Source organism: Variovorax guangxiensis (genome assembly GCF_003952165.1).
Lineage (GTDB): Bacteria > Pseudomonadota > Gammaproteobacteria > Burkholderiales > Burkholderiaceae_C > Variovorax > Variovorax guangxiensis.
Genome location: NZ_RXFT01000014.1, coordinates 1 through 24,914, shown reverse-complemented (window position 1 = coordinate 24,914; position 24,914 = coordinate 1). Strand labels below are relative to the sequence as shown.

Here is a 24,914-nt window from a genome sequence, read left to right as displayed (position 1 = left end):
CGGAGGAACATTTCGGCCCTTGGGCGCCGACTCCCTACCGGCATTTTTCGTCATCAATGCGCCGCATGACTGTTTTGGCCGTGAGATTCTTCTGAAGAGAAAAATCGAAATCGCGGACTTCTTCTCGCCCAAAAAACAAAAGTCGCAATCCGGAAATAATTCAATCCCGGAGGAATGCCATTAATTGACATCAATGGTCATTGTCCGAGCCAATTTCCAGTCGATACATTCCGCAACCTCGAAGTCTTGGCGGAGCTTGCAACGCACCTCTGCGCGACTTTCATCGTCGAATAAACACAGAGAGGTTGGAATGATTTCACCCGAGCCCTGCGGCTAGCTCGCGCACCGCCACTTGCCTGCCTGAACCGCGCCCGCGCGCAGCCATTGGCAAGGCCGATTTCCCGAAGTTGGGAAATCCATCTTTCGCCCCCGCGAACCGAACGACGCCCGATCCCGGCAAGGGAATCAGGCCGTCTCGTCACGCGCATCGAATCCGCATTTCTTTTTCAGAAGATCGATTTCAAAGAAAAATCCATGAGCAATTCCTACAGAAACACCCGCCGCGGCCACATCGGCTTCAGGCTGTCAGCCGTGACCGCAGTTCTCGCGAGCGGGCTCCAGCTCTCGCCGCTCACAGCAAGTGCATCGACCTACGCTCCGGCCAACTGCAACAGCTCGAGCACGGCAACCATCGGCCGAGTGACCGTCACCGGAACGAACAGCATGCCGGTCGACGGGACCGGTCCCTGGTCCAACATCACCGGCTGCAACTCGAGCGGCAACAACCTGGACGGCGTGACGGTGTACGGCAGCTACTCGCAGGGCACGGGCGACGGGGCCACCGCCATCGGGTTCTCCAGCACCGCCGGCAAATGGGCCACCGCGGCCGGGCTCTCGAGCAACGCCTCGGGAACCGGGAGCGCCGCCTTCGGCTACGACGCACAGGCACAGGGGCTGAACTCGGCCGCGATCGGCGCGGCGTCCAGTGCAGCCGGCCAGGGTGCCGTGGCCCTTGGCAGCGGCGCCTCCGCGAAGTACGACAACTCCGCCGCCATCGGCGCCGGCAGCACCACCGCCGACTCGCTGGCAAACCTGCAGGGTGCGCCCGCCTACACACCGGCCGCGGGAACCGCGGTCACAGCTGCGACGCCGGCCGGCGAGGTGTCGGTGGGCAGCGGCGGCAGTGAGCGCAGGCTCACCAATGTCGCCGCCGGCGGCTCTGCGACCGACGCAGTCAACGTCAGCCAGCTCTCGACCGCCACCGCTTCGCTGTCCACCAGCCTGGACACGGCCAACGGAACCATCGCCAGCCTGTCCACCTCCACCGCCGCCGGCATCGGCAGCCTGTCGACCGGCCTCAATACGGCCAATGGCGCCCTCGCCAGCCTGTCCACGTCCACCGCGGCAAGCATCGGAAGCCTCTCCACCGGCCTGTCCACCGCCAACGGCAACCTTCGCAGCCTGAGCACGTCGGTCAGCACCATCTACAACACGGGTACCAAGTACTTCCACACCAAGTCGACGGCGGGCGACTCGATGGCCAGCGGCGACAGTTCCGTTGCGATCGGCCCGCAATCGGAGGCCAGCGGTTCCAGCTCCCTTGCGGCCGGCACAGGCGCCAAGGCAGCAGCCAACAACGCGTTGGCCGTGGGCTCCTACGCTCTCGCGACAGGCGCGAACGCGATCGCCATCGGCACCGGCGCGCTGGCCACGGGCTCGCAGGCCATCGGCGCGAGTTCGCGCGCAGGCGGAGGCGGCACCGCTCTCGGCGACAACGCCGATGCCGGTGGAACGTCGCTGAGCCAGTCGCCGCGGATCGCCAAGGGCACCGCCATCGGCTTCGGCGCGGTGGTGCAGCAGAGCGAGGGCGTGGCGCTGGGCGCCGGCTCGGTGGCCGCCACCGCTGCCGGCGTGGCCGGATACGTGCCTCGCAACACATCGGCGCAGCAACAGGCCGCCGTCAAGGCCACCGCCAGCACACAGGCAGCCGCTTCGGTCGGCGACGCAGCCAGCGGCCGCTTCCGCCAGATCACCGGCGTGGCGGCCGGCACGGCGGACAGCGACGCGGCGAACGTGGCGCAGCTCAAGGCATCCGAAGCCGCCTCCCGGGCCAGCAGTGCGCAATACACGACCCGCGCCGATGGCTCCGTCGACTACAGCCAGATCGTGCTGGGCAACGGCCAGGCGCCGGGAGGCACGCGCATCTCCAACGTTGCGCCGGGCGTGCAACCCATGGATGCTGTCAACGTGAACCAGCTCAACCAGGTGCGCAGCCAGGTCGCCGACGTGGCGCGCATCGCCTACACGGGCACGGCGATGGCCATGGCCATGTCGGGCACCTACCTGCCCACACTCGCCCCGGGCGAGAAGACCGTGGGCGTCGGGGTGGGCAGCTACAAGGGCTACAGCGCCGTGGCGCTGACCTTCAAGGCGCTTGCCGGCGACGGAGGGATGTCGTGGGGCGCGGGCATTTCGACCAACGGCAAGGAATGGGGCGTGAACGCCGGCGTGGGCTGGAAGTGGAGATAAGGGAAATAAGGGCTCAGGGGAAATAGAGCCGATCAGGGAGCGAGCCGGCAACGAATCGGCAAGCAAGAGGATGGCCCCCATGCCGCGCGGCGTGGGGGCCATTTTTTGTTGAGCAGGCCCGCTATGCGGCGGCCGCGTCCGCGAAGAGCCCGGTCATGAACTGCGTCGACTTCAGCCCGGTGCCAGTCAGCAGCGCCACGGTCGTCTCGGTGCTCCTGATATCGCCGCGCTGCGCCAGCACGTCGATGGCCGCGGCGGCCGATGCGGAAGTCGGCTCCGCGTAAAGGCCGCAGGCCGCGAGCCGGCGCACCGCCGCCGCGATCTGCTCCTCGGTCAGCGCCACGGTCCTGCCGTTCGTCTCGCGCAGGGCCTGCATGATTTCCGCCAGCCGCACCGGCCGCTTGATCGCCGTGCCCTCGGCGATGGTCGGCTGCACGGCGCGCTCCACGAGCGTGTCGACGCCAGCGGTGAAGCTCGCGTCGATCGGCGAACAGTTCAGCGGCTGCGCAACGAAGATGCGCGGCAGCCTCCTGATCTGCCCCGCCGCCAGCAGCTCCTTGAAGCCGATCCAGCAGCCGAGCACGTTGCTGCCCGCGCCGGTCGGAATCACGACGTTGTCCGGCGCCACGAAGCCCAGGTCTTCCCACAGCTCGTAGGCCAGCGTCTTCGTGCCCTGCAGGAAGAACGGATGCCAGTTGTGGCTCGCGTAGAAGATCGATTCCGACTGCCGCACCGCCTCGTGTTCCGACTCCTCGCGCGGCCCCGGCACCAGTTGCACCTCGGCGCCGAAGGCGCGGATCTGCGCCACCTTCGGCGCGGGCGTGTAGCTCGGCGCGAGCACCTTCACGCGCATGCCGGCCGCGGCGCCCGCGGCGGCGATGGCCGCGCCGCCGTTGCCCGAGCTGTCTTCCAGCACCGCATCGACGCCGATCTGGCGCAGGAAGGACATCATCACCGCCGCGCCACGGTCCTTGAAGCTGCAGGTCGGGTTGAACCACTCCAGCTTGAAGTGCGGCTCGAAGTCGCCCCAGCGCTTCTGCACGAGCGGCGTGCAGCCTTCGCCCATGCTCGCGGGCCTGTCGATGGCCACGGGCAGCGCCGCGCGGTAACGCCACAGCGAGCGCGTACGCGAATCGATGTCGTCGCGCCCGATGCCCGGCAGCGGCGTGACCAGCATCGGGTTGCCGTCGTCCGAGCGCCAGCGGCGTTCGGACAGCTCGTGGCGCCGGCCGGTGCGGGGATCGACGTAGCGTGCGCGTTCTGTCATTCGTGGCTCCTGCATCAACAATCTGAACAGAACTGGATAATACATCCAATACTATACTTTTTGTATAAATCAGATTGTTCGTCCAGAGCTGGATACATTCCCCGGTATGAAGAAGAAGCCGAACAAGCAGCTGCTCGACATGCTCAGCAACATCGCCGAGGGCCTGGGCCAGACCTTCGCGCCCTTCTGCGAGGTGGTGGTGCACGACCTGAGCAACCCCAGGAACGCGATCCACGCGATCGAGAACGGCCTGAGCGGCCGAGACGTCGGCGATTCGGTCACCGAACTGGGCCTGGCGCGCATCCGCGACCCGGAGTTCCCGGCGGTGATCGCGAACTACGCCAACACCTTTCCCGACGGGCGCAAGGTCAAGAGCACCTCCATCGGCATCAAGGACGAGAGCGGCGAGTACGTAGCCGCGCTGTGCCTGAACGTCGACCTGACGCTGTTCCAGAGCTTCCAGGGCGCGATCTCGCAGTTCACGCGCATCGACGACAGGGAAGTGCACGAGCACCTCGAAGCCGGCGGCGGCAGCCATTCGGACCGCATCCACGCGCGCATCGACGAGTTCGCCGCCGCGCGCGCGACCACGCCGCGCTCGCTGAAGCCGGCCGACCGCAAGCAGCTGGTGCAGGAGCTGAAGAAGGCCGGCATGCTCGAAGTCCGCCGCGGCGCCGAGATCGCGGCGGCGCACATGGGCGTGTCGCGCGCCACCGTCTACAGCGACGCGAAGTAGCCCTGCCGGGGCTTACTGCGGCTGCAGCCCGATCTCGTGCGCGGCCTTCTGCCAGCGCTCCGCCTCCGAGCGCAGGAAGGCGCGCAGCTCGGCCGGCGTCGATCCCTTCATCTGCACGCCGAGCACCGACAGCCGCTCCTTCACCGACGGATGCTCCAGCGCGGCGACGGCCTCGCGGCGCAGCTTCTCGATCACGTCCAGCGGCGTGGTGGCCGGCGCCACCAGGGCCCACCACTGGTCGATCTCCAGGCCCCTGAGGCCGTTCTCGGCGAGCGCCGGCACGTTCTGCAGGCCGGGCAGGTTCACCCGCTGCGTGCTCGTCACCAGCAGCGGCCGGATGCGGTTGGCGCCCAGCAGGCTGGAGCCGCTGGCCAACGTCGCGAAATGCCCCGCCACCGTGCCCGCCGCCACGTCGGTGAGCGCAGGCGCCGAACCGCGATACGGAACCATGTTGAACGGGATCTTCGTGCGGCTCGCGAGCAGCTCTCCCGCGAGGTGGCTCACCGTGCCCGCGCCGCTGTGCGCGATGGCAGGCGGCGAGCCCTTGGCGGCGGCAGCCGCAGCGGTCTTCAGGAAGGTCTTGAAGTCCTTGCTGTCGTCGCCCATGCCCGCGAAGAACACCAGCGGCGAGGTGCCGATCATGGTCACCGGCGTGAAGTCGCGCAGCAGGTCGTAGGGCAGCTTCGCCGTCACCGCTGGCGCGATGGCGTGCGGGAGCTCGACGATGGCAAGCGTGTAGCCGTCGGGCGCGGCCTTGGCCACGGCGTCGGTGCCGATCATGCCGGCGGCGCCGGGCCGGTTGTCCACGATCACCGGGCTGCCGATGGTCTGGCTCATGCGCTGCGCCATGGCGCGGGCAATGGCGTCGGTGCTGCCGCCGGCCGCCCACGGCACGACGAGCTTCACCGGCTTGTCGGGGTAGGCAGCCCACGCGGGGCTGACAAAAGAGGCGAGCAGGGCTGCAGAGCCGGAGGCCGCGAAGGCCCGGCGATTCATCGTCGGCATGTTGGATTCCTGGAAAGTTAAACCGGGCGGTCGGGCCAGCTCGGATCGCCGGTCGCGTTGGCCGTCAGCATCAGCACCACGTGCGCGTCCGCAGCGATGGAGTTGCTTTCTCGCAGTTGGCGCAGCGCGGCAAGGCCGCCCGCGGCGCACAGTTCGGCGCTCACGCCGGCCGCGGTGAGCACGCGGCGTGCGGCTCGGGCTTCGTCGTCGTTCACCACCACGGCGCCGCCGCCGGTGGCGGTGGCTGCCTGCCACTGCAGGTAGGTGACGGTGGCACCCGCGGTGGAGAACTGCGCCGTGTGGCCCGGGTAGCTGCCGTTGATGGCGCCACCCGCGAACACGCGGGCAAGGCGCGGGAACGGCTCCACCAGCCAGAGCTTCGGCAGGCGCGCGATGCGCCCGGCTGCCAGCAGGTCGCGAAAGCCCGCGTAGATGCCCCACGCGAGGTCGCCGCGCGCCGTGGGGATCACGACGTGGTCGGGCAGGCCGCCCTCGTTCACGCACTCCAGCGCGATCGGCTTGTAGCCCTCGATCGCCAGCGGCGCGCTGCCCAGCGCGGGAAGGCGGTAGTTGGTGAGCGCGAAATAGCCGGGGTGCTGCGAGCGCTCGCGCACGAAGGCCCAGCGGCCGGCGTTGTCGGAGAACACGTAGCGCCGCGCGCCCAGCGCGTCGAGCTGCCGCGCGTAGGTGGCCGGCATGCCCTCGTAGGTCGCGACCTCGCAGCCCAGGCCCGCGGCCCATGCGTAGTGCGCCGCCGAGACGGCCGCGTTGCCGGAAGAGGCCAGCACCAGCGTGTGGGCGTCGAAGTCGAGCGCCTGCGCCACGCCGACCGCGGTCATGCGGTCCTTGTGCGAGCCGGTGGGGTTGCACGACTCGTCCTTGATCGACAGGCGCGACACGCCGAACTGCTGCGCCAGCCCGGGCATGTCCTGCAGCGGCGTCTGCCCCTCGCCCAGCGCGAAGCTGGAGGTGTAGGGCATGGGCATCAGCTCGGCACTGTCAGGCAGGTAGCTGGCGCGCAACGCCACGTGGATGCCCTCGCGCCGGCACGCCGGGCAGCCGTCGTGCGCCAGCGTGACCGGGTAGAGCGCGTCGCAGCGCAGGCACTGCAGGCCGCGCAGGTTCGGGTTGCGCACGGGCTTGGGCGTGCGGTCGCGGACCAGCCCGGGGAGATGGCCCGGGGACGAAGGATGGCTCAGCGGATCCATCGGGGGAGCGGCGAACTTGAAATCCAGAACGGGCGATGTCGTCACGGGGGTCTGCGCTTGATGAAGTTGTGACTAAATCTTATGCAATCGGAAATAAAATTACGCAGCCTCAGATACTCAACCGATAACAGAACTTATCGATGCGATTCGGCGAAATCGAAACGTTCCGGGCACTCATGCGCAGCAGTTCCACGCGCAAGGCCGCCGCGCTGCTGCACGTGACGCAGCCCGCCATCAGCCAGTCGCTCAAGCGCCTGGAGACCCAGGCCGGCATGCTGCTGTTCCAGCGCATCGGCGGGCGGCTGGTGCCCACGCCCGAGGCGCGCGCGCTGTGGGTGGAGGTGGAGCGGGTCTTCATCGGCATGGACGCCATCGAGCACCGGGTGCGCAGCCTGCGCGACTTCGGCGTGAGCCAGCTCGAGCTCAGCTGCTTTCCGGCCTACGGCCTGGGCTTCATGCCGCGCGCGCTGGCGCGGCTGAAGGCGCACCGCGGCGCGAGCCCCTGGCCGCAGGTGTCGCTGCAGGTGCTGAGCTCGAAGGACGTGCGCGACCGCGTGGCCATGGGCATCTCCGACTTCGGGCTGATGGCCGACGAGCTCTCGCTCGAAGGCATCGACCACTCCACCTTCTCGCGCTTTCCCGGCGTGGTGGTGATGCCGCCCAACCACGCGCTGGCCCGCTTCAAGACCATCAAGCCCGAGCAGCTCGCAGAGGCGCCGTTTCTCTCGCTCAACCCCGAAGACCCCTCGCACCAGCGGCTCGAGGCTGCGCTGGCGCCGCACGGCGTGGCGCTGCGCGTGCTGGTGCAGACGCCCTACGCGGCCAGCGTGTGCGAGATGGCGCTGCGCGGCCTGGGCGTGGGGCTGGTCAACCCGATCACCGCGCTCGACTACGCGGAGCGCGGGCTGGTGGTGCGCAAATTCTCGGTCGACGTGTACTTCACCTGCCTGCTGGCGCTGCCGGCGGGCAAGGTGCTCTCGGCCACCGCGCGCGACTTCATTTCGCTCATGCGCCAGCAGCTGGCGGAAGACGAGAAGCGCATCCAGCGCCACCTGCGCTAGGGCCGGCTCACTTCCAGCTGAACTCGTGGTTCAGCCCGATCACGAAGCCGCGCACACCCTGCGGCCCGGTGCGCGATGCGCTCACGTCCACGCTGATCAGCGGCGTGATGCTGAAGCGCCCGCCCACGCGCGATGTCCAGGCGTTCGAGGCGCGGTTGCGCTCGGCGATGAGCGACACCGTGTCGTTCAGAGCCCACTCCACGCCGACGCCGCCGCGCGGCGTGCGCGCCCCGGTTCCGGTCGCCCAGTCGGCGCCGACGTTCGCGTGGATCTGCAGGCTGTCCAGCGGCCGCCAGGTGACGGGAACGACGAACTGCCCGCCCGCGCGGCCGCCGCGCTTGAAGTCGAACACAGCGCCCATCGACACGGCTGCGCTGAAAGGTGCGTCGGCCGCCTGTCCGTAGAAATTCCACTTGAGCTGCGGCCCGCCGGTGACCGAATGGACGCCGCCCACCGAGGTTCGGTCGAGGTTCAGGCCCAGTTCCACAGGCCCGACGCGGCAGGCCGGCCCGAAGTGGAAGCCCGTGACGGGCTCGACGCCGGTGCGGCCCCACCAGGTCTCGTACTGGCACTGGCCCGGGTCGAGCGTGCTGGCGTCGTCCACATCGAAATGCCCCGCCGCCTGTGCAACGGGAGCTGCGAGCAGCCCCGCTCCAAGACAGGAGGCCGCGAGCATCCAGCCGCGCGATGGCGGTCGGGTCGTTGTTCTGCTGTGGCTGGTGTTCTTCATCGCTCGCGTCCCGGGGGCCTCGAACCATTCTAGGGACGCGGAAAGCAGGCGCCATGACACGGCACCACGCGGTGAGTACCCTTCAGATCTCGAACTGGGGCTGCAGCTCGCGAATGCGCTTGATGGCTACGCCCGCCGCCGCGGTGCGCGTCTCCACGCCCAGCTTCACGTACACCCGCTCCAGGTGCTTCTTGGCCGTGGCGGGGCTGCTGCCGAGGATCTCGCCGATGTCCTTGTTGGTCTTGCCCTTGACCACCCAGTACAGCACCTCGGCCTCGCGCGCCGTGAGCTTGAGGCTCAGGCTCATGGCCTCGATGACGGCGGTGTCGGACACCTCGCGCATGATGATCATCCACTCGTCGCCGTCGTCGTCGCCGCCGGTCTGCTGGTGCAGCCGCAGCGTGAGGCTGCCGGCCCCCTGCACGATCGACAGCGCCGGCGGCTCGATGCCGCGCTCGCGCGCATCGGGCGTGTGGCTGCGCAGCCATTCGAGCACCGCCGGCGGCGTCTCGGGCGCGCGCGTGTCGCAGTAGCGCAGCAGCAGGTCGCGCGCGAGCGCCGTCTGCCAGATGAGCTTGCCTTCGGGCAGGCGCACCGTGATGCTGGCGTAGCCGAAGGCGTCGAGCGCGTTGCGCGCCTGGCCGGCCTGCCGCGCGTCCTGCCTCGCGCGGCGCGCGCCCTGCAGGTGCACGTTCATGCGCGCCAGCACTTCCTTCGGCTTGATGGGCTTGGTGACGTAGTCGACGCCGCCCGCCTCCAGCGCGGCCACCAGGTGCTCCGTCTCGGTCAGCCCCGTCATGAACACGATGGGAATGTGCGCCGTCGCGGCATCGGCCTTGAGCCGCCGCGCGACCTCGAAGCCGTCGATGCCCGGCATCATCGCGTCGAGCAGCACGATGTCGGGCTTGGCCTGCACCGCGCGCTGCAGGGCCTGTTCGCCGTTGGTGGCGATGAGCACGGTGTAGCCCGATTCGTCGAGCGCATCGTGCAGCACCGCGAGGTTGTCGGGCACGTCGTCGACGATCAGCACGAGGTCGCTGTTGGCGCCCTGCTGTTCGCGCAGGGTCCTGGCGAGCGATGAGGTTTCCATGGCTGCGGATGGCTTCGTGGTCATGCTGCGCTTTCGACGGCCTCGGCCAGCGCGCGGCTCATGACTTCGAACTGGAACTGGCGGGCGAGCGTGCGCTGCGCTTCGGTCCATGCCGCGCACTCGGGCTGCGCGGCGTCGATGTCGTCGAGCTGGTTCATGATGCCCCGGAAGTAGCCCAGGCCGACGGCCTCCTCCAGCGCGCGCAGGCGGGCCAGCGAAGGCGCCAACATCGCGCGCGGCGCGGCGACGGCGGCGGGCTTCGCGGCGGTCTCGGTCCAGCGCAGGCCGAGCCGGCGTTCGAGCCAGTCGAGCAGCTCGGTGTGGCGAACGGGCTTGACGAAGAAATCTTCCGGCGCGATGCCCACGTCGTTGTCCAGCCCCTTGTCGAAGGCGTTGGCCGAGACGATGGCCACGGCAGCCTCGGTCAGGCCCAGCTTGCGCGCGCGGCGGATGGTCTCCCAGCCGTCGATGCCGGGCATCGCGAGGTCGACGAACATCGCGTCGGGCCGGTATCCGGCCGCCACCAGGTCGAGCGCGTCGTGCCCGCTGGCCGCGCTGCGCAGCTCGAAACCCAGCGGCGCGAGCAGATGGCCGAGCAGGTCGCGGTCGGCCTCTTCGTTGTCGACCACCAGCAGGCGCCGGCGTGGCCCCTCGTAGCCGCGCCGCGCGCGCGGAACGGGCAGCGCGCGTCCCGCGCCGGCCGCCGCGTCATGCACGCGCGGCAGGAACAGGCGCACGCAGAACAGCGACCCCACGCCCGGCGTGCTGCTCACCTTCATCTCGCCGCCCATCAGGTCGGTGAGCATCTTGGCGATGGTGAGCCCCAGCCCCGCCCCCGGCGCGGCGGCCCTGCCCGTGGCGTTGCCTCGCGCGAAGGGTTCGAAGATGCGCTCGATGTCCCCGGCCGGCATGCCCGGGCCCGTGTCCTCGATCTCGATGGAGGCGAACTCGCGCGCATAGGCCAGCCGCAGCGTGACCTGCCCCGCGGCCGTGAACTTGATCGCGTTGCCCAGCAGGTTGATGAGGATCTGGCACACGCGCTTCTCGTCGGCGCGCACCACCTCGGGCAGCTGCCCCGCTGCCTCGAAGCGGAACTGCAGGCCCTTCTCGGCCGCCTGCAGCTCGAACATGTCGGCCAGCTCGCGCAGCGTGTCGGCGAAGCGCATCGGCCGCGCGTGCAGCGTGAGCTTGCCGGCCTCGATGTGCGCGATGGCCAGCGTGCCCTCGATGAGCGAGAGCAGGTGCTCCCCGCCGCGCTTGATGACCGCCACCGCCTGTTGCCGGTGTGGCGGCACCGAGTGGTCTTCACCCATGAGCTGCGCGTAGCCCAGGATGCTGTTGAGCGGCGTACGCAGCTCGTGGCTGATGGCGCTGATGTAGCGGCTCTTGGCCTGGTTGGCCTGGTCGGCGGCCCGCTTGGCCTGCTCTGCGATCTCGCGCGCCTCGTCGGCAGCCTGCTTGGCAGCCTGCAGCGCGCGGTCGGTCTCGCGATGCAGTTCGATCTCGCGCATCAGCAGGTGAGTCTGGCGGTTCGATTCCTCCTGCGCCACCTTGCGGCTCTGGTGCGCCAGCACCAGCCACCACGCGACGATGCCCGCGATGACCAGCAATGCCATGTACGCCTTCAGGAAGCCCGAGCGCAGCGACAGCTTCTGCAGCCCCGCCAGCGCGGCCGTCACTTCCGATTCGGAAGCCAGCTCCAGCGCGCCTTCGGCAAAAGCGCGCAGCTCCTGCTGGTAGAGCACGCCGAACACCACCGCCAGCAGCGGCACGATCACCAGCATCAGCAGCAGGAAGTGCCCCAGCCCCGTGTCGAGGTAGCGCCAGCTGCGCCGCGGCAGCAGCCAGCGCAGCACCGCCGACCACTGCGACGACAGGCTCGCGTGCGGCTTGCACAGGTCGCCGCAGCGCGCGTCCAGCGTGCAACACAGCGAGCAGATCGGGCCCTGGTAGGCGGGGCAGTGAGCCATGTCCGGCCCCTCGTACTCGCGCTCGCAGATCACGCAGTGCTGCACCTTCAGGCGCTGGTAGCTGCCCTCGTGCTCGACCCTGGCCCAGCGCACCGCGCCGGCCCCGGATGACGGCACGCCACGCGCCAGGTAGTACTTGCCGCCGGTCGCCCAGGCCAGTAGCGGCGAGGCCACCAGCGCGGTGCCCAGCGCGATCAGCGCCGAAAAAGCCTGCGCCAGCGGCCCGAACACGCCCAGGTGCGCGGTGATCGACAGCCCCGAGGCCAGCGCCATCGCGCCCACGCCCACCGGGTTGATGTCCCACAGGTGCGCGCGCTTGAACTCGATGCCCGGCGGCGACAGGCCCAGCGGCTTGTTGATGACCAGGTCGGCCACCACCGCCATCATCCAGGCGATGGCGATGTTGGCGAACAGGCCCAACACGTCGCCCAGCGCCTCGAACACGTTCATCTCCATCAGCATGAAGGCGATGAGCGCGTTGAACACCACCCACACCACCCGCCCCGGGTGGCTGTGCGCCACGCGCGAGAAGAAGTTGCTCCAGGCCAGCGAGCCCGCATAGGCGTTGGTCACGTTGATCTTGAGCTGCGAGATCACCACGAACAGCGCCGTGGCCGCCACCGCCCAGCCGTAGTGCGGAAACACGTACTCGTAGGCCGCCAGGTACATCTGGTTGGGGTCGACCGCCCGGTCGGCCGGCACCATGTGCGTGAGCGCCAGGTAGGCCAGCAGCGCGCCGCCCAGCATCTTGAGCACACCCAGCACCACCCAGCCCGGGCCGCCGGCCAGCACCCCGGCCCACCAGCGCCGCGCCGTGGCCGCCGTGCGCGCGGGCATGAAGCGCAGGTAGTCGGCCTGCTCACCCATCTGGGTGATGAGCGCGATACCGACCGTGAGGGCTGCGCCAAACAGGTGCAGATCGAAGCCCTTTGTGCCCGAGCGCACGCCGTTGTAGTGCACGATGCCCGCGAACGCACCAGGATCGCGCACAAGCACATACGCGAAGGGCACCACCAGCATCAGCAGCCACAGCGGCTGGGTCCACAGCTGCAGCCGGCTGATGGCCGACACCCCGTGCGTGACCAGCGGAATCACCACCAGCGCGCACACCAGGTAGCCCCAGACCGGAGGGATGCCCAGCGCCAGCTCCAGCGCATAGGCCATCACCGCCGCCTCCAGCGCGAAGAAGATGAAGGTGAAGCTCGCGTAGATCAGCGAGGTGAGCGTGGAGCCGATGTAGCCGAAGCCGGCGCCGCGCGTGAGCAGGTCCATGTCCACGCCGTAGCGCGCCGCGTACACGCTGATCGGCACGCCCGCCAGGAAGATGATGAGCCCCGTCGCCAGGATCGCCCAGAAGGCATTGGCGAAGCCGTACTGCACCAGCAGCGTGGCGCCCACCGCCTCCAGGATCAGGAACGACGCCGCCCCGAACGCCGTGTTGGCCACCCGCCATTCGGACCATTTGCGGAAGCGCTGCGGCGTGTAGCGCAGCGCGTAGTCCTCCAGCGTCTCGCTGGCCACCCAGCTGTTGTAGTCGCGCCGCACCTTGACGATGCGCTGCGGGGCGTCGTCCGAGCTGATGGGGGCGGCTTCAGGGTTCACACCGTTTCGGTGCATCTTCCGTGCCATCCATACGGCTTTTGGCGGACAAGGCACGACTGTTGCAAACAAGCCGGCTTGCCCATAATGGCCGCCTCCTCCCGCCACCCGATGCCGATCCCATGGAACTGACCCCGCGCGAAAAAGACAAGCTGCTGATCTTCACCGCGGCACTCCTGGCCGAACGCCGCAAGGCCCGCGGCCTCAAGCTCAACTACCCCGAAGCCGTCGCCCTGATCTCCGCCGCCGTCATGGAAGGCGCGCGCGACGGCAAGAGCGTCGCCGAACTCATGAGCGAAGGGCGCAGCGTGCTCACCCGCGCCGACGTGATGGACGGCATCGCCGAGATGATTCCCGACATCCAGGTCGAAGCGACCTTCCCCGACGGCACCAAGCTGGTCACCGTCCATCAGCCCATCGTCTGACATTCGAAGAACAAGAGAAAGAACAGAAGGACTTTTCCATGCGCCACAGCACCTCCAAGACCCTTGCCCTGATCGCCCTCCTGCTGCCCTTGGCCGCCAGCGCCCACACCGGCGTCGACGGCGGCATGCACCACGGCTTCGTCACCGGCTTCATGCACCCGCTGACCGGCGCCGACCACCTCGCGGCGATGATCGCGGTCGGCCTGTGGAGCGCGCTGGCCGCGCGCCGCGCCTGGCCCGACCTGCTCTGGGCGCCGCTGGCCTTCGCCGGCATGCTGCTCGCGGGCGCGCTGGCGGGGCTGGCCGGCGTGCAGCTGCCGGCGGTCGAGCCGATGATCGCGGCCTCGCTGCTGGTGCTGGGCCTGCTGGTGGTCACGCGCGTGCGCCTGCCGGCCGTGGCGGCGATGGTGGTGGTGGGCGTGTTCGCTGTCTTCCACGGCGTGGCGCACGGCTACGAACTGGCGAGCGAGCAAGGCGCCGCCCTCACGCTGGCCGGCATGGTCTGCGCGACCGTGCTGCTGCACGCCGCCGGCATCGCAGTCGGCTGGGCGCTGCGCAACGCCAACGCATGGCTGCCGCGCGTGGCCGGCGCCGCCGTCGTCGGCCTGGGCGCAACGCTGCTGGCGCAGGCCATCTGAGGCGGCCGGCATGATCCCCGGAGAACTCTTCACCGACGAGGGTGAGCACACGCTCAACCCCGGCCGCCGCACCCTCACGCTGGTGGTGCAGAACACAGCCGACCGGCCGATCCAGGTCGGCTCGCACTATCACTTCGCCGAGACCAACGGCGCGCTCGGCTTCGACCGCGAGGCCGCGCGCGGCATGCGGCTGAACATTGCTTCGGGCGCCGCGGTGCGCTTCGAGCCGGGCCAGCAGCGCACGGTCGAGCTGGTCGACTTCTCAGGCGATCGCATCGTCTACGGCTTTCGCGGCCTCGTTCAAGGAAAACTCTGATGGCGACCATTTCAAGGCGTGCCTACGCCGAGATCTTCGGCCCCACCGTGGGCGACCGCGTCCGCCTCGCTGACACCGAGCTGGTCATCGAGGTCGAGGCCGACTACACCCTGCGCGCCGGCGGCTACGGCGAAGAGGTGAAGTTCGGCGGCGGCAAGACGATCCGCGACGGCATGGCGCAGTCGCAGCGCACCAGGGCAAAGGGCGCGGTCGACACGGTGCTCACCAACGCGCTCATCCTCGACCACTGGGGCATCGTGAAGGCCGACATCGGCCTGAAGGACGGCCGCATCGCCGCCATCGGCAAGGCCGGCAACCCCGACGTGCAACCGGGCGTGGACATCGTCATCGGACCGGGCACCGAGATCATCAGCTGCGAGGGCAACATCGTCACCGCCGGCGGCATCGACAGCCACATCCACTTCATCTGCCCGCAGCAGATCGAGGAGGCGCTCTCCTCCGGCGTGACCACCATGCTCGGCGGCGGCACCGGCCCCGCCACCGGCACCTTCGCCACCACCTCCACGCCCGGCCCCTGGCACATCGAGCGCATGCTGCAGGCGGCCGACGCCTTCCCGATGAACCTGGGCTTCCTGGGCAAGGGCAATGCCAGCCTGCCGCACGCGCTGCACGAGCAAATCGAGGCCGGCGTCATCGGCCTGAAGCTGCACGAAGACTGGGGCACCACGCCCGCGGCCATCAGCAACTGCATGGACGTGGCCGACGCCACCGACACGCAGGTGGCCATCCACAGCGACACGCTCAACGAATCGGGCTTCGTCGAGAACACCATCGCCGCCGTGGGCGGGCGCGGCATCTGCGCCTTCCACACCGAAGGCGCGGGCGGCGGCCATGCGCCCGACATCCTGCGCGTGGTGGGCGAGGGCAACTTCCTGCCGTCTTCGACCAACCCCACGATGCCCTACACCGTGAACACGCTCGACGAGCACGTTGACATGCTCATGGTGTGCCACCACCTCGATGCCGGCATCGCCGAGGACCTGGCCTTCGCCGAGTCGCGCATCCGCAAGGAAACCATCGCCGCCGAGGACGTGCTGCACGACCTGGGCGCGATCAGCATGTTCAGTTCCGACAGCCAGGCCATGGGCCGCGTCGGCGAGGTGGTCATCCGCACCTGGCAGACCGCGCACAAGATGAAGCTGCAGCGCGGCACCCTGCCCGAGGACAGCAGCCGCAACGACAACTTCCGCGCGAAGCGCTACGTCGCCAAGTACACGATCAACCCGGCCATCGCGCACGGCATCGCGCACGAGGTGGGCTCGCTCGAAGTCGGCAAGTGGGCCGACATCGTGATCTGGAAGCCGGCCTTCTTCGGCGTGAAGCCCTTCACCATCATCAAGGGCGGCAGCATCGCGCTGGCGGCCATGGGCGACCCCAACGCATCGATCCCCACGCCGCAGCCGGTGCACTACCGCCAGATGTTCGGCGCCTACGGCGGATCGCTCGCGAGGAGTTCGCTCACCTTCGTCTCGCAGGCCGGCCTGGCCGCTGGCATCGGCGAGCGCTACGGCCTGAAGAAGCAGCTGAGCGCGGTGAAGAACATCCGCAACGTGCGCAAGAAGGACCTGGTCCACAACGGCTACACGCCGAAGATGGAGATCGACGCGCAGACCTACGCGGTGCGCGCCGACGGCAACCTGCTGACCTGCGAGCCGGCGAAGCTGCTGCCGATGGCACAGCGGTATTTCCTGTTCTGAAGCCCTGGGGAACGCGGCTGCTTGACAGGCTGCGTATCCTCGAAGGTATTCATCCAGCCAACGGGCGCCCAGCGGACGCCCTCTTCGCCTTTTTCGCATCATGCTCACCGCCAACAAACTCATGCCCCAGGGCCGCGGCCTCGCGCCCGTGCTGCTCAAGCGTGCAGCCACCATCGAACTCGACTGGGACGTGCGCCAGAAGAGCCGCTTCGACGCCACCGACTCGCAGGGCCGCCAGATCGGCGTGTTCCTGCCGCGCGGCACGCTCGTGCGTGGCGGCGACGTGCTGGTGGCCGAGGACGGCTCGCTGGTGCGCGTGATCGCGGCGCCGCAGCCGGTGCTTCGCATCACGCACTGCACCGCCCACGGCACGCCCTTCGACCTGACGCGCGCGGCCTACCACCTGGGCAACCGGCACGTGCCCATCGAGCTGAAGCCCGACCACCTGAAGATCGAGCCCGACCACGTGCTGGCCGACATGCTTCGCTCAATGCACCTGATCGTCGTGGCGGTGGAAGAAGCCTTCGAGCCCGAGGGCGGTGCGTATGGATCGCACGAGCATTCGCACAGCCACGACCACGGGCATTCGCACGATCACGGTCACCCGCATGCCCACGGCAGCGGCCCGAAGCCGCTGGTGCTCGCGCCGGAGCTGCTGGACGACCACGATGGCCACGGCCACGATCACGGCCACGGGCATCACGGTCACTCCCACTGACGACGTGTCCGCCCAAAGCCTCCTGCAGCTGATCTGGCTCGCCTCGCCCGCGCTGCCGGTCGGCGGCTTCTCGTACTCCGAGGGCGTCGAGGCCGCCGTCGAATGGGCCGGCATCGACACCGAACCGCGCGCGGCCGAGTGGATCTCCGACCAGCTGCACCTGAGCTTCGCGCGCGGCGACCTCGCCGTCTGCGCGCAGGCCATCGCGGCCTGGAGCGCCGGCGACATGCCGCGCATCCGTGCGCTCAACGATTGGGTGATGGCCACCCGCGAGTCGGCCGAGTTCCTGCTGCAGACCGAGCAGATGGGCCGCTCCTTCGTCGAATGGCTGAAGCTGCACCACGCCGATACGGCGGAAGTCTTCGCCGAGCTGGGTGCGAGCTACCCCGTCGCATTCGCCTTCGCCGCCAGCCGCGCGGGCGCCACGGCGCACGACGGCTGCCTGGCCTTCGCCTTCGGCTGGGCCGAGAACATGGTCGCCGCCGCGGTCAAGGCCGTGCCGCTGGGCCAGAGCGCGGGCCAGCGCATCCTGGGCCGGCTGGCGCAGGAGATTCCCGATGCCGTGACCCGCGCGATGGCCTTGGGCGACAACGAGCGCCAGGCCTTCGCGCCCCTGCTGGCGGTGCTGTCGGCTCGCCACGAAACACAATATTCCCGCCTCTTCCGAAGCTGAACCGAGCACCATCCTCATGACCTCCGCCCTGCACCACATTCCCAACCGCACCAAGAGACTTCCGCCCCTGCGCGTGGGCATCGGCGGCCCGGTCGGCTCCGGCAAGACCACCCTGCTCGAGATGCTCTGCAAGGCGATGCGCGACAAGTACGACCTGATCGCGATCACCAACGACATCTACACCAAGGAAGACCAGCGCCTGCTGACGGTGGCCGGCGCGCTGCCGGCCGAGCGCATCATGGGCGTGGAGACGGGCGGCTGCCCGCACACGGCAATCCGCGAAGACGCCTCGATCAACCTCGAGGCCATCGACCGCATGCTGGAAGACTTTCCGGACGCCGACGTGGTGTTCGTCGAATCGGGCGGCGACAACCTCGCGGCCACCTTCAGCCCCGAGCTGTCGGACCTCACCATCTACGTGATCGACGTGGCGGCCGGCGAGAAGATCCCGCGCAAGGGCGGCCCCGGCATCACCAAGAGCGACCTCTTCGTGATCAACAAGACCGACCTCGCGCCCTACGTGGGCGCCAATCTCGACGTGATGGAGCAGGACACGCAGCGCATGCGCCGCCAGCGGCCCTACGTGATGACGAACCTCAAGACGCTCTCGGGCGTAGCCGAAGTGGTCGCGTTCATCGAGCAGAAGGGCATGCTGGCCGCAGCAGCCTGAGGTCCAAGGGCCCGAGGCATGGCGCCCGCCGCTTCGGCAGCGGTCAGGGCAGCCCGAGATAGATCCGCAGGTCGTCCCTGTGCGTGCCGGCCGATGCCACGGCGGTGCGCAGCCTGGCCTCGCTCACGCCGAACCAGCGGGTCCAGTAGTCGACCTCCTTCAGGTCGGTGACGTCGATGCGTTCGTCGTCTTGCGGAATGCGGATCTCGCTGTCATCGGGCATCGTCGTCTCCTGGGCAATGAGTGAAATGTCTGGGGTTGAACGAAAGAAAGAAGGAAGCAGACGCCGCAGTCTCTTTGCCGCGCACCGCGCGCCAACCGGACAGTTCCGACACGGCGTGCAGGACAACGCCTCTGCCTCGCACCACCCCTACCGCAATGTGCAAAGGGATCGCCGCCGACATGGGCTTGGCCTCCCGGCTGGCGCGGCGCGCATGCATTTTCAAACGCTCCATGATGGAATGAGTGTCCGCATGTTTCATGGAGAACGACGATGGAGCCGAACGCCAGCGGCCCCCTCAGCACCGGCGTACCAGGCCTGAACGATGTGCTGGGAGGAGGCCTGGAACCCAACCGCCTCTACCTGCTGGAAGGCATGCCCGGCGCGGGCAAGACCACCATTGCCCTGCAGTTCCTGCTGGAGGGCGTGAGCGCGGGCGAGTCGGTGCTCTACGTCACGCTGTCGGAAACCGAAACCGAACTGCGCGGCGTGGCCGCCTCGCACGGATGGGATCTCTCGGCGATCCACATCCGCGAGATGCTGCCCACCCAGGATGCGCTGCAGCCCGAAGAGCAATACACCATGTTTCACCCGTCCGAGATGGAGCTCAGCGAGACCACGCTGCGCATCCTCGGCGACGTGGAAACCCTCAAGCCTTCGCGCGTGGTGTTCGATTCGCTCTCCGAACTGCGCCTGCTCTCGGGCAACTCGCTGCGCTACCGGCGCCAGATCCTGGCGCTCAAGCAGTTCTTCGCGGGACGCCAGTGCACCGTGGTGCTTCTCGACGACATGACGGCCACCGAGCACGACCTGCAGGTGCAGAGCATCGCGCACGCGGTGCTGCGGCTGGAGCAGTCCAATTCCGACTACGGCGCGGCTCGCCGCCGCCTGCTGGTTGTGAAGTACCGCGGCCAGTCGTTCCGCGGCGGCTACCACGACTACAAGATCGAGCGCGGCGGCCTGCATGTATTTCCGCGGCTGGTGGCGGCCGAGCATTCGCGCGAAATGACGCTGACCAAGCTGCCCAGCGGCATCGACAAGCTCGACGCACTGCTCGGCGGCGGCCTCGAGAAAGGCACGAGCACGCTCTTCGTCGGCGCTCCGGGCACCGGCAAGTCGTCGCTGGCGGTGCAGTTCGCCATCGCGGCAGCCCAGCGGGGCGAGAGCTCCGCGCTCTTCATCTTCGACGAAAGCATCAATACGCTGCGCACGCGGTGCATGGGGCTGGGCATGGAGATCGAGCCGCACCTTGCATCGGGCCTGATCCGCATCAAGCAGATCGACCCGGCCGAACTCTCGCCCGGCGAGCTGGTGCACGAGATCAGGCTCGCGGTCACGCGGCATTCGGCGGCGGTGGTGGTGATCGACAGCCTCAACGGCTACCTCAACGCGATGCCCGACGAGCGCTTCCTGATCGTGCACCTGCATGAGCTGCTCACCTACCTCGGCCAGTCCGGCGTGGCGACGCTGCTGGTGGGCGCCCAGCACGGGCTCGTCGGCATGCAGATGCAGACACCGGTGGACGCCAGCTACCTCGCCGACGCGGTCGTGCTGCTGCGCTACTTCGAATCCGATGGCGAGGTGCACCAGGCGATCTCGGTGCTCAAGAAGCGCGGTGGCGTGCACGAGCGTTCGATCCGCGCCTTCTCGATGGACCACAACGGGCTCAACGTGGGCGAGCCGTTGCGCCGCTTCAGGGGCATCCTGACGGGGGTGCCCGTACCGATCGACGGCGTGTCGGCCGTTCCACCGTGACGAACACCGACGCCCCCGACGCCTCTCCCCCGCACACGCAACTGCGCGTGCTGCTGCGCACAGCCACGTCGAAGGATGCGGAAATGACCACCGCCGTGCTGAAGCACGCCGGCATCGAATCGCTTGCGTGCCCCTCGCTGCGCGACCTGCTGCAGGAAATTCCGCATGGCGCGGGCGCGCTGCTGGTGTCGGAGGAAATGCTCTCGGGCACCGGCGCGGCGGAACTGGCCGCTGCGGTCTCGGCACAGCCGCCATGGTCCGACCTGCCTGTGCTGATCCTTGCCCGGCAGGGGGCCGACTCGCGTGCAATCGGCGTCGCCATGGACGGCATGGCCAACGTCACCGTGCTGGAGCGGCCCATGCGCGTGGCCTCGCTGGTGAGCGCCTTGCGCAGCGCACTGCGCGCGCGCCTCCGGCAGTACGAACTGCGCCGGATCCTCGACGACCTGGGCGAAGCCGACAAGCGCAAGACCGAGTTCCTCGCCACCCTGGCGCACGAGCTGCGCAACCCGCTCGCGCCATTGAGCACCGCGCTGGCCATCCTCAAGCGCAAGGCCCCCACGCCCGAGGCGGCACTGCCCTACTACGAGCTCATGGGCCGCCAGGTGGAGCACATGGTGCGCCTGGTGAACGACCTGATGGAGGTCTCGCGCATCACCCGCGGCAAGATCGAGCTGCAGCTCGCCGAGCTGACGCTGGCGCAGGTGATCCGCGACGCTGTGGAGCTGAGCCGGCCGTTGATGGAAGCCCGCAAGCACACCCTCGCGCTGAACATGCCCGATGCCTCGCTGGCGGTCGAAGGCGACAGCGTGCGGCTCACGCAGGTGTTCGCCAACCTGCTGAACAACGCCGCCAAGTACACGCCCGAGGGCGGAACCGTCGAGGTGTTCCTCGAGCAGGGGGACCACGGCGATGCCGTGGTGCGCGTGAAGGACAGCGGCACGGGCATTCCCTCAGCCATGCTCGACGCGATCTTCGACATGTTCGTGCAGGTGAGCGACACGGCGCGCGCCGCGCAGGGCGGGCTCGGAATCGGCCTCACGCTGGTGAAGAGCCTGGTGGAGCTGCACGGCGGCTCGGTCGACGCGAGGAGCGCAGGCATCGGCCACGGCAGCGAGTTCGTCGTGTCGCTGCCGCTGCTAGGCCGAGGCGTGAAGGCCGGTACGCGGCCCGGCGTTGACGCGGAGGCCGCCGCCGCGCGGCAACGCATCCTGGTGGTCGACGACAACCGCGACGCGGCGGAATCGCTCGCGGCGCTGCTGGACCTGCTGGGCGCCCAGACGGCCATCGCCTTCGGCGGCATGGAGGCGCTGCGCGCGGCGGAAGACTTCGGCCCGACGCTCGGCATCCTGGACATCGGCATGCCGGGCATGGACGGTTGCGAACTGGCGCACCCGCGTCACCGGCACATGGGGCTGATCGCGCTCACCGGCTGGGGCCAGCCCGGCGACCGGGCCCGCATCGCGCAGGCCGGCTTCGATCATCATCTGCTGAAGCCTGTGAACGAGGATGCGCTCTCGGCCGCGCTGCGCGACCTGGGGCAGCGCCGGCGCAGCTGACGAAACAGCGGCACAGGCGAAGCCGCGCGAAAGCCGCGCTCAGAGCTCGCTGCCGTCGCGCAGCTGCCGCGCCTTGTAGACCAGCCGCACGCTCGCCCTGCGCGGATCGCCGGCCTGCTGCTGCACGTAGATGTCGGTGTCGTTGCTCGCCCATGCGGCGTACGCGCTGCCGGGGTCGCGCGACGCCAGCTCGTTGCCGAAAACGCCCCGGCCCCACTGCACCAGCGCCGCGAAGGCCGCCGAGCCGCCGTCGGGCGTGGACTGGACCGAGGCCACGTACTCGACACGCCGCAGCTCCGAGGCCGCGAAGAAGAAGGTCGGCTCGAACAGCAGGCCGGCCATCTCCACAGGCGCCGCGCGCCACGAGCCGACGAGGCCGCCGCCCAGGCGCTGCGGCCTCGGCACGCGCTCGGCGGCGGGCAGCGCGGCCTGCAGTTCCTCGGCCGACATGCCCAGCCGCACGCCGGGCGGCAGGGCCTGCGCGTGCAGGGCGCCTGCAGCGAGAAGGGTCGCGCTCAGGGTGAACGCACGAAGAAGGATCGAGAAGGAAGGGAAACGCACGTCGGGCATCGGAGGGAAGGAAGGCGGCGGCAGCGTGGGACCGCAAGTATCGCGCCGAGTTCCATCGGCTCTGCGCCAGCATGTCCGCCGTCATCGGCTTTCCGCCGCCGTCAGAACCGCGCTGGTGGCTTCGAAGGCGCGAAGCCAACCGGAGCCGCCGCGAAGGCGGAGTGAGAAGCTGTCGGGCAGCCGACGGTCAGGCTCTGCCTCGCTGCGGCGCGATTTCCCCGAAGAGCCAATCCCGGAACGCCTTGATCTTGCGCTGACGGATCGCTTCCGGGGGATAGACGAGATAGAAGCTGGCATAGGCTTTCAACGCGTGCCTGAAAGGACGCACCAGCCTGCCCGCAGCGAGATCGTCCGCCACCAGCATGGTCCGCCCGAGCGCCACGCCCTCTCCCTGCACCGCCGCTTCGATGGCGAAGGTGTAGGAGTCGAAAGCCAGCCCGCGCTGCGCGTCGACACCCTCGACGCCGGCGCTGGACAGCCAGGCCTTCCAGTCGATCGGGTAGCTGTCGCGGATCAGTGTGTGCCTGCCAAGGTCCTCGGGCGTGCGCAGCGGCTGCGCGCCTTTGAGCAGCCGGGGACTGCACACCGGAAACACCTCCTCGTCGGCCAGGAACTCCGAACTCAGCCCCGGGTACTTTCCGCCGCCATAGCGGATGGCGATGTCGATGCCATCGCCCAGGAAGCTGGTCAGCGTTCCCGTGGTGGAGACCCGCACGTCGATGTCGCCCTGCGCCTTGCGAAACCGGTACAGGCGCGGCACGAGCCACTTGCCAGCGAAGCCATCCGAGGTACTCACATTGAGCGTCAGGTCCGAACGCCTGGCCGTGGCGACGGCGGTGGCCGCCGCCAGCTGGTCGAGCGCCGCCCGGACCGCCTGCGCATAGGACTCACCGACGGCCGTCAGGCGCACCGAGCGCGTTTCGCGCTCGAACAGCCGCAGGTCGAGCTGATCCTCGAGGTTCTTGATCGCCCGGCTCACCGCACCCGGCGTGATGCTGAGCTCTTCGGCCGCCTTGGAAAAGCTCAGGTGCCTGGCCGCCGCATCGAAGCACGGCAGAGGGCTCAGTGGAGGCAGGCGACGTGACATGGGTCGATCATTCGTGAGTTCTGATCACAGATCATTGCCAAATCATGGTTTGTCTGTCCAGAGCCGCGTGACCAGAATTGCTTCACATTTTGTGAACAAACCTCAAAGGAGCGCCATGGCCACCATTCATCCATTCCTCTGGTTCGATACGCAGGCAAGGGAAGCCCGGGATTTCTATGTCTCGGTGTTCAGGAACGCGAAGGCGCTCGACACCGTGGCGCTGACAGACTGGGTTTCCGGCACGCACAGGACGGTCCCTATCGCCACCTTCGACTTCGAACTGGAAGGACTGCGGTTCACGGCCCTCAATGCCGGGCCGCGCGCTCCCTTCAACGAGCGGCTTTCGCTGTACATCGAGACCAAGGACCAGGACGAGACGGATTACTACTGGAACGCGCTGAGCGCGGGCGGCGGCGCGCAGAAAGCCTGCGGCTGGCTGCAGGACAGGTACGGCGTCCACTGGCAGGTCATCCCCGAGATCACGCTGCGCCTGATGGCCGATCCGGACCGCGACAAGGCGGACCGAGTGCGGCAGGCGATGTACGGCATGGGCCGCATCGTCATCGCGGATCTGGAAGCGGCCTACGCGGGCAACGCCTGAGCCATCCATTCGATTCTCGAAGAACAGGAGCACTTCATGTCGGCACTCAAGGGTCAGACGGTGGTCGTTGTCGGGGGCAGTTCCGGCATCGGCCTGGGGGTTGCGGCGGCGGTCCTCGACAAGGGCGCCCACGCGGTGGTGGTTGGCCGGTCCATCGACAAGCTGCGGGCGGCCGGGCAGCGCCTCGGTGGCGGCCCGTGCGTGAGAAGCCTCGCCGTCGACATGGCGGACGAGGCCGGGGTCGCCCGCATGTTCGATGAGATAGGCCCGTTCGATCATCTCGTCTCGACCGCCGGGACGCCGCCGCCGGCCGATCCCATCGGCCGCATCGACATCGAGGCGGTCCACGGTTTCTTGGCGAGCAAGCTCGGCGGGGCGGTCGTGCTCGCGAAGCATGCAGGCCGGACCCTGAGGCCCGGAGGTTCCATGATCTTCACCTCGGGCATCAACAAGGACCGTCCGCCGGTCCCCGGCGGCGCCGTGGTCTCGGCGATCGCGGGATCTTTCAGCTACTTCGCACGCGCCCTCGCGCTCGAACTGGCCCCGACGCGGGTGAACATCGTCTCGCCGGGATGGATCGATACGCCGATGTGGGACGAGATGGTGGGAGCAGCCAAGACGGGCTTCCATGCCGAGATGGCCGCACGCCTGCCGGCCGGAAGGCTTGCGACACCGGCGGACCTCGCGCGCGCCTACCTCTACCTCATGGAGAACGATTTCGCCACGGGCGAGACGATCCACAGCGACGGCGGGCAGCGGCTGATCTAGC

General features: G+C 68.7%; 23 protein-coding genes. 14 read left to right on the top strand and 9 right to left on the bottom strand.

All coding sequences use genetic code 11. The annotated features are described in order from the left end of the window. Positions 1 to 534: 534 nt before the first annotated feature. Positions 535 to 2,529 carry a YadA family autotransporter adhesin gene (locus tag EJP67_RS26155; protein ID WP_126024665.1) on the top strand — a complete coding sequence of 665 codons (1,995 nt, stop codon included), beginning with the start codon at positions 535 to 537 and terminating at the stop codon, positions 2,527 to 2,529. A gap of 121 nt (positions 2,530 to 2,650) precedes the next feature. On the opposite strand, the gene EJP67_RS26150 is transcribed toward EJP67_RS26155, so the two are convergent. Beyond that, positions 2,651 to 3,796: a threonine synthase gene (locus tag EJP67_RS26150; protein WP_126024664.1), complete on the bottom strand. Its 1,146-nt coding sequence runs from the start codon at positions 3,794 to 3,796 to the stop codon at positions 2,651 to 2,653. A gap of 106 nt (positions 3,797 to 3,902) precedes the next feature. Between EJP67_RS26150 and EJP67_RS26145 the strand changes: the two genes are divergently transcribed. Next, positions 3,903 to 4,532: a helix-turn-helix transcriptional regulator gene (locus EJP67_RS26145; RefSeq protein WP_126024663.1), complete on the top strand. Its 630-nt coding sequence runs from the start codon at positions 3,903 to 3,905 to the stop codon at positions 4,530 to 4,532. A 12-nt stretch (positions 4,533 to 4,544) separates the two neighbouring features. Here the strand turns inward: EJP67_RS26145 and EJP67_RS26140 are convergent, their stop codons facing one another. After that, a complete protein-coding gene (locus EJP67_RS26140; RefSeq protein WP_126024662.1) occupies positions 4,545 to 5,537 on the bottom strand; it encodes a tripartite tricarboxylate transporter substrate-binding protein in 993 nt (330 codons plus the stop codon). 17 nt (positions 5,538 to 5,554) lie between these two features. After that, positions 5,555 to 6,745, bottom strand: coding sequence for a threonine synthase (locus EJP67_RS26135; RefSeq protein ID WP_126024794.1), 1,191 nt, complete (start codon positions 6,743 to 6,745; stop codon positions 5,555 to 5,557). A 140-nt stretch (positions 6,746 to 6,885) separates the two neighbouring features. Between EJP67_RS26135 and EJP67_RS26130 the strand changes: the two genes are divergently transcribed. Next, positions 6,886 to 7,806 (top strand): LysR substrate-binding domain-containing protein, encoded by a 921-nt coding sequence (locus tag EJP67_RS26130; RefSeq protein ID WP_126024661.1) that lies wholly within the window; start codon positions 6,886 to 6,888, stop codon positions 7,804 to 7,806. 7 nt (positions 7,807 to 7,813) lie between these two features. Here the strand turns inward: EJP67_RS26130 and EJP67_RS26125 are convergent, their stop codons facing one another. From EJP67_RS26125 to EJP67_RS26115, 3 genes are all read right to left on the bottom strand, one after another. Then, a complete protein-coding gene (locus EJP67_RS26125; RefSeq protein ID WP_240650789.1) occupies positions 7,814 to 8,536 on the bottom strand; it encodes a hypothetical protein in 723 nt (240 codons plus the stop codon). Positions 8,537 to 8,618: 82 nt separating this feature from the next. Then, entirely contained in the window at positions 8,619 to 9,626 is a 1,008-nt protein-coding gene (locus tag EJP67_RS26120) for a response regulator transcription factor (protein ID WP_126024792.1), read from the bottom strand. A gap of 20 nt (positions 9,627 to 9,646) precedes the next feature. Continuing rightward, positions 9,647 to 13,213: a hybrid sensor histidine kinase/response regulator gene (locus EJP67_RS26115; RefSeq protein ID WP_126024660.1), complete on the bottom strand. Its 3,567-nt coding sequence runs from the start codon at positions 13,211 to 13,213 to the stop codon at positions 9,647 to 9,649. Between the two features lie 104 nt (positions 13,214 to 13,317). Between EJP67_RS26115 and EJP67_RS26110 the strand changes: the two genes are divergently transcribed. From EJP67_RS26110 to ureG, 7 genes are all read left to right on the top strand, one after another. Beyond that, complete coding sequence (locus EJP67_RS26110; protein WP_042578881.1) at positions 13,318 to 13,620, top strand: urease subunit gamma; 303 nt, start codon at positions 13,318 to 13,320, stop codon at positions 13,618 to 13,620. A 38-nt stretch (positions 13,621 to 13,658) separates the two neighbouring features. Further along, a complete protein-coding gene (locus EJP67_RS26105) occupies positions 13,659 to 14,258 on the top strand; it encodes a HupE/UreJ family protein (RefSeq protein ID WP_126024659.1) in 600 nt (199 codons plus the stop codon). 10 nt (positions 14,259 to 14,268) lie between these two features. Then, positions 14,269 to 14,574 carry an urease subunit beta gene (locus tag EJP67_RS26100; RefSeq protein ID WP_126024658.1) on the top strand — a complete coding sequence of 102 codons (306 nt, stop codon included), beginning with the start codon at positions 14,269 to 14,271 and terminating at the stop codon, positions 14,572 to 14,574. Then, complete coding sequence (gene ureC / locus EJP67_RS26095) at positions 14,574 to 16,292, top strand: urease subunit alpha (protein ID WP_126024657.1); 1,719 nt, start codon at positions 14,574 to 14,576, stop codon at positions 16,290 to 16,292. The genes EJP67_RS26100 and ureC overlap by 1 nt, the downstream gene beginning before the upstream one ends. A 100-nt stretch (positions 16,293 to 16,392) precedes the next feature. Continuing rightward, entirely contained in the window at positions 16,393 to 17,010 is a 618-nt protein-coding gene (gene ureE / locus EJP67_RS26090) for an urease accessory protein UreE (RefSeq protein ID WP_126024656.1), read from the top strand. Next, positions 16,961 to 17,683, top strand: a complete 723-nt coding sequence (locus tag EJP67_RS26085) for an urease accessory protein UreF (protein WP_206169562.1) — start codon at positions 16,961 to 16,963, stop codon at positions 17,681 to 17,683. The genes ureE and EJP67_RS26085 overlap by 50 nt, the downstream gene beginning before the upstream one ends. 16 nt (positions 17,684 to 17,699) lie before the next feature. Further along, on the top strand, positions 17,700 to 18,353 hold the full coding sequence (gene ureG, locus EJP67_RS26080) for an urease accessory protein UreG (protein WP_126024655.1): 654 nt from the start codon (positions 17,700 to 17,702) through the stop codon (positions 18,351 to 18,353). Between the two features lie 43 nt (positions 18,354 to 18,396). Here the strand turns inward: ureG and EJP67_RS26075 are convergent, their stop codons facing one another. Then, positions 18,397 to 18,576, bottom strand: a complete 180-nt coding sequence (locus EJP67_RS26075; protein ID WP_126024654.1) for a DUF3606 domain-containing protein — start codon at positions 18,574 to 18,576, stop codon at positions 18,397 to 18,399. 270 nt (positions 18,577 to 18,846) lie between these two features. Between EJP67_RS26075 and EJP67_RS26070 the strand changes: the two genes are divergently transcribed. Both EJP67_RS26070 and EJP67_RS26065 read left to right on the top strand, forming a co-directional pair. Next, complete coding sequence (locus tag EJP67_RS26070) at positions 18,847 to 20,328, top strand: ATPase domain-containing protein (protein ID WP_126024653.1); 1,482 nt, start codon at positions 18,847 to 18,849, stop codon at positions 20,326 to 20,328. Next, complete coding sequence (locus tag EJP67_RS26065) at positions 20,325 to 21,887, top strand: hybrid sensor histidine kinase/response regulator (protein ID WP_240650788.1); 1,563 nt, start codon at positions 20,325 to 20,327, stop codon at positions 21,885 to 21,887. Before EJP67_RS26070 ends, EJP67_RS26065 begins: the two co-directional genes overlap by 4 nt. 39 nt (positions 21,888 to 21,926) lie before the next feature. Here the strand turns inward: EJP67_RS26065 and EJP67_RS26060 are convergent, their stop codons facing one another. Together EJP67_RS26060 and gcvA are read right to left on the bottom strand one after the other, a co-directional pair. Beyond that, on the bottom strand, positions 21,927 to 22,457 hold the full coding sequence (locus EJP67_RS26060; RefSeq protein ID WP_126024652.1) for a hypothetical protein: 531 nt from the start codon (positions 22,455 to 22,457) through the stop codon (positions 21,927 to 21,929). A 187-nt stretch (positions 22,458 to 22,644) separates the two neighbouring features. Then, positions 22,645 to 23,544, bottom strand: a complete 900-nt coding sequence (gcvA, locus tag EJP67_RS26055; RefSeq protein WP_126024651.1) for a transcriptional regulator GcvA — start codon at positions 23,542 to 23,544, stop codon at positions 22,645 to 22,647. A gap of 115 nt (positions 23,545 to 23,659) precedes the next feature. On the opposite strand from gcvA, the gene EJP67_RS26050 reads away from it, so the two are divergent. Both EJP67_RS26050 and EJP67_RS26045 read left to right on the top strand, forming a co-directional pair. After that, positions 23,660 to 24,145, top strand: a complete 486-nt coding sequence (locus EJP67_RS26050) for a VOC family protein (RefSeq protein ID WP_126024650.1) — start codon at positions 23,660 to 23,662, stop codon at positions 24,143 to 24,145. A 36-nt stretch (positions 24,146 to 24,181) separates the two neighbouring features. Continuing rightward, positions 24,182 to 24,913: an SDR family oxidoreductase gene (locus tag EJP67_RS26045; RefSeq protein ID WP_126024649.1), complete on the top strand. Its 732-nt coding sequence runs from the start codon at positions 24,182 to 24,184 to the stop codon at positions 24,911 to 24,913. Position 24,914 lies beyond the last annotated feature (1 nt).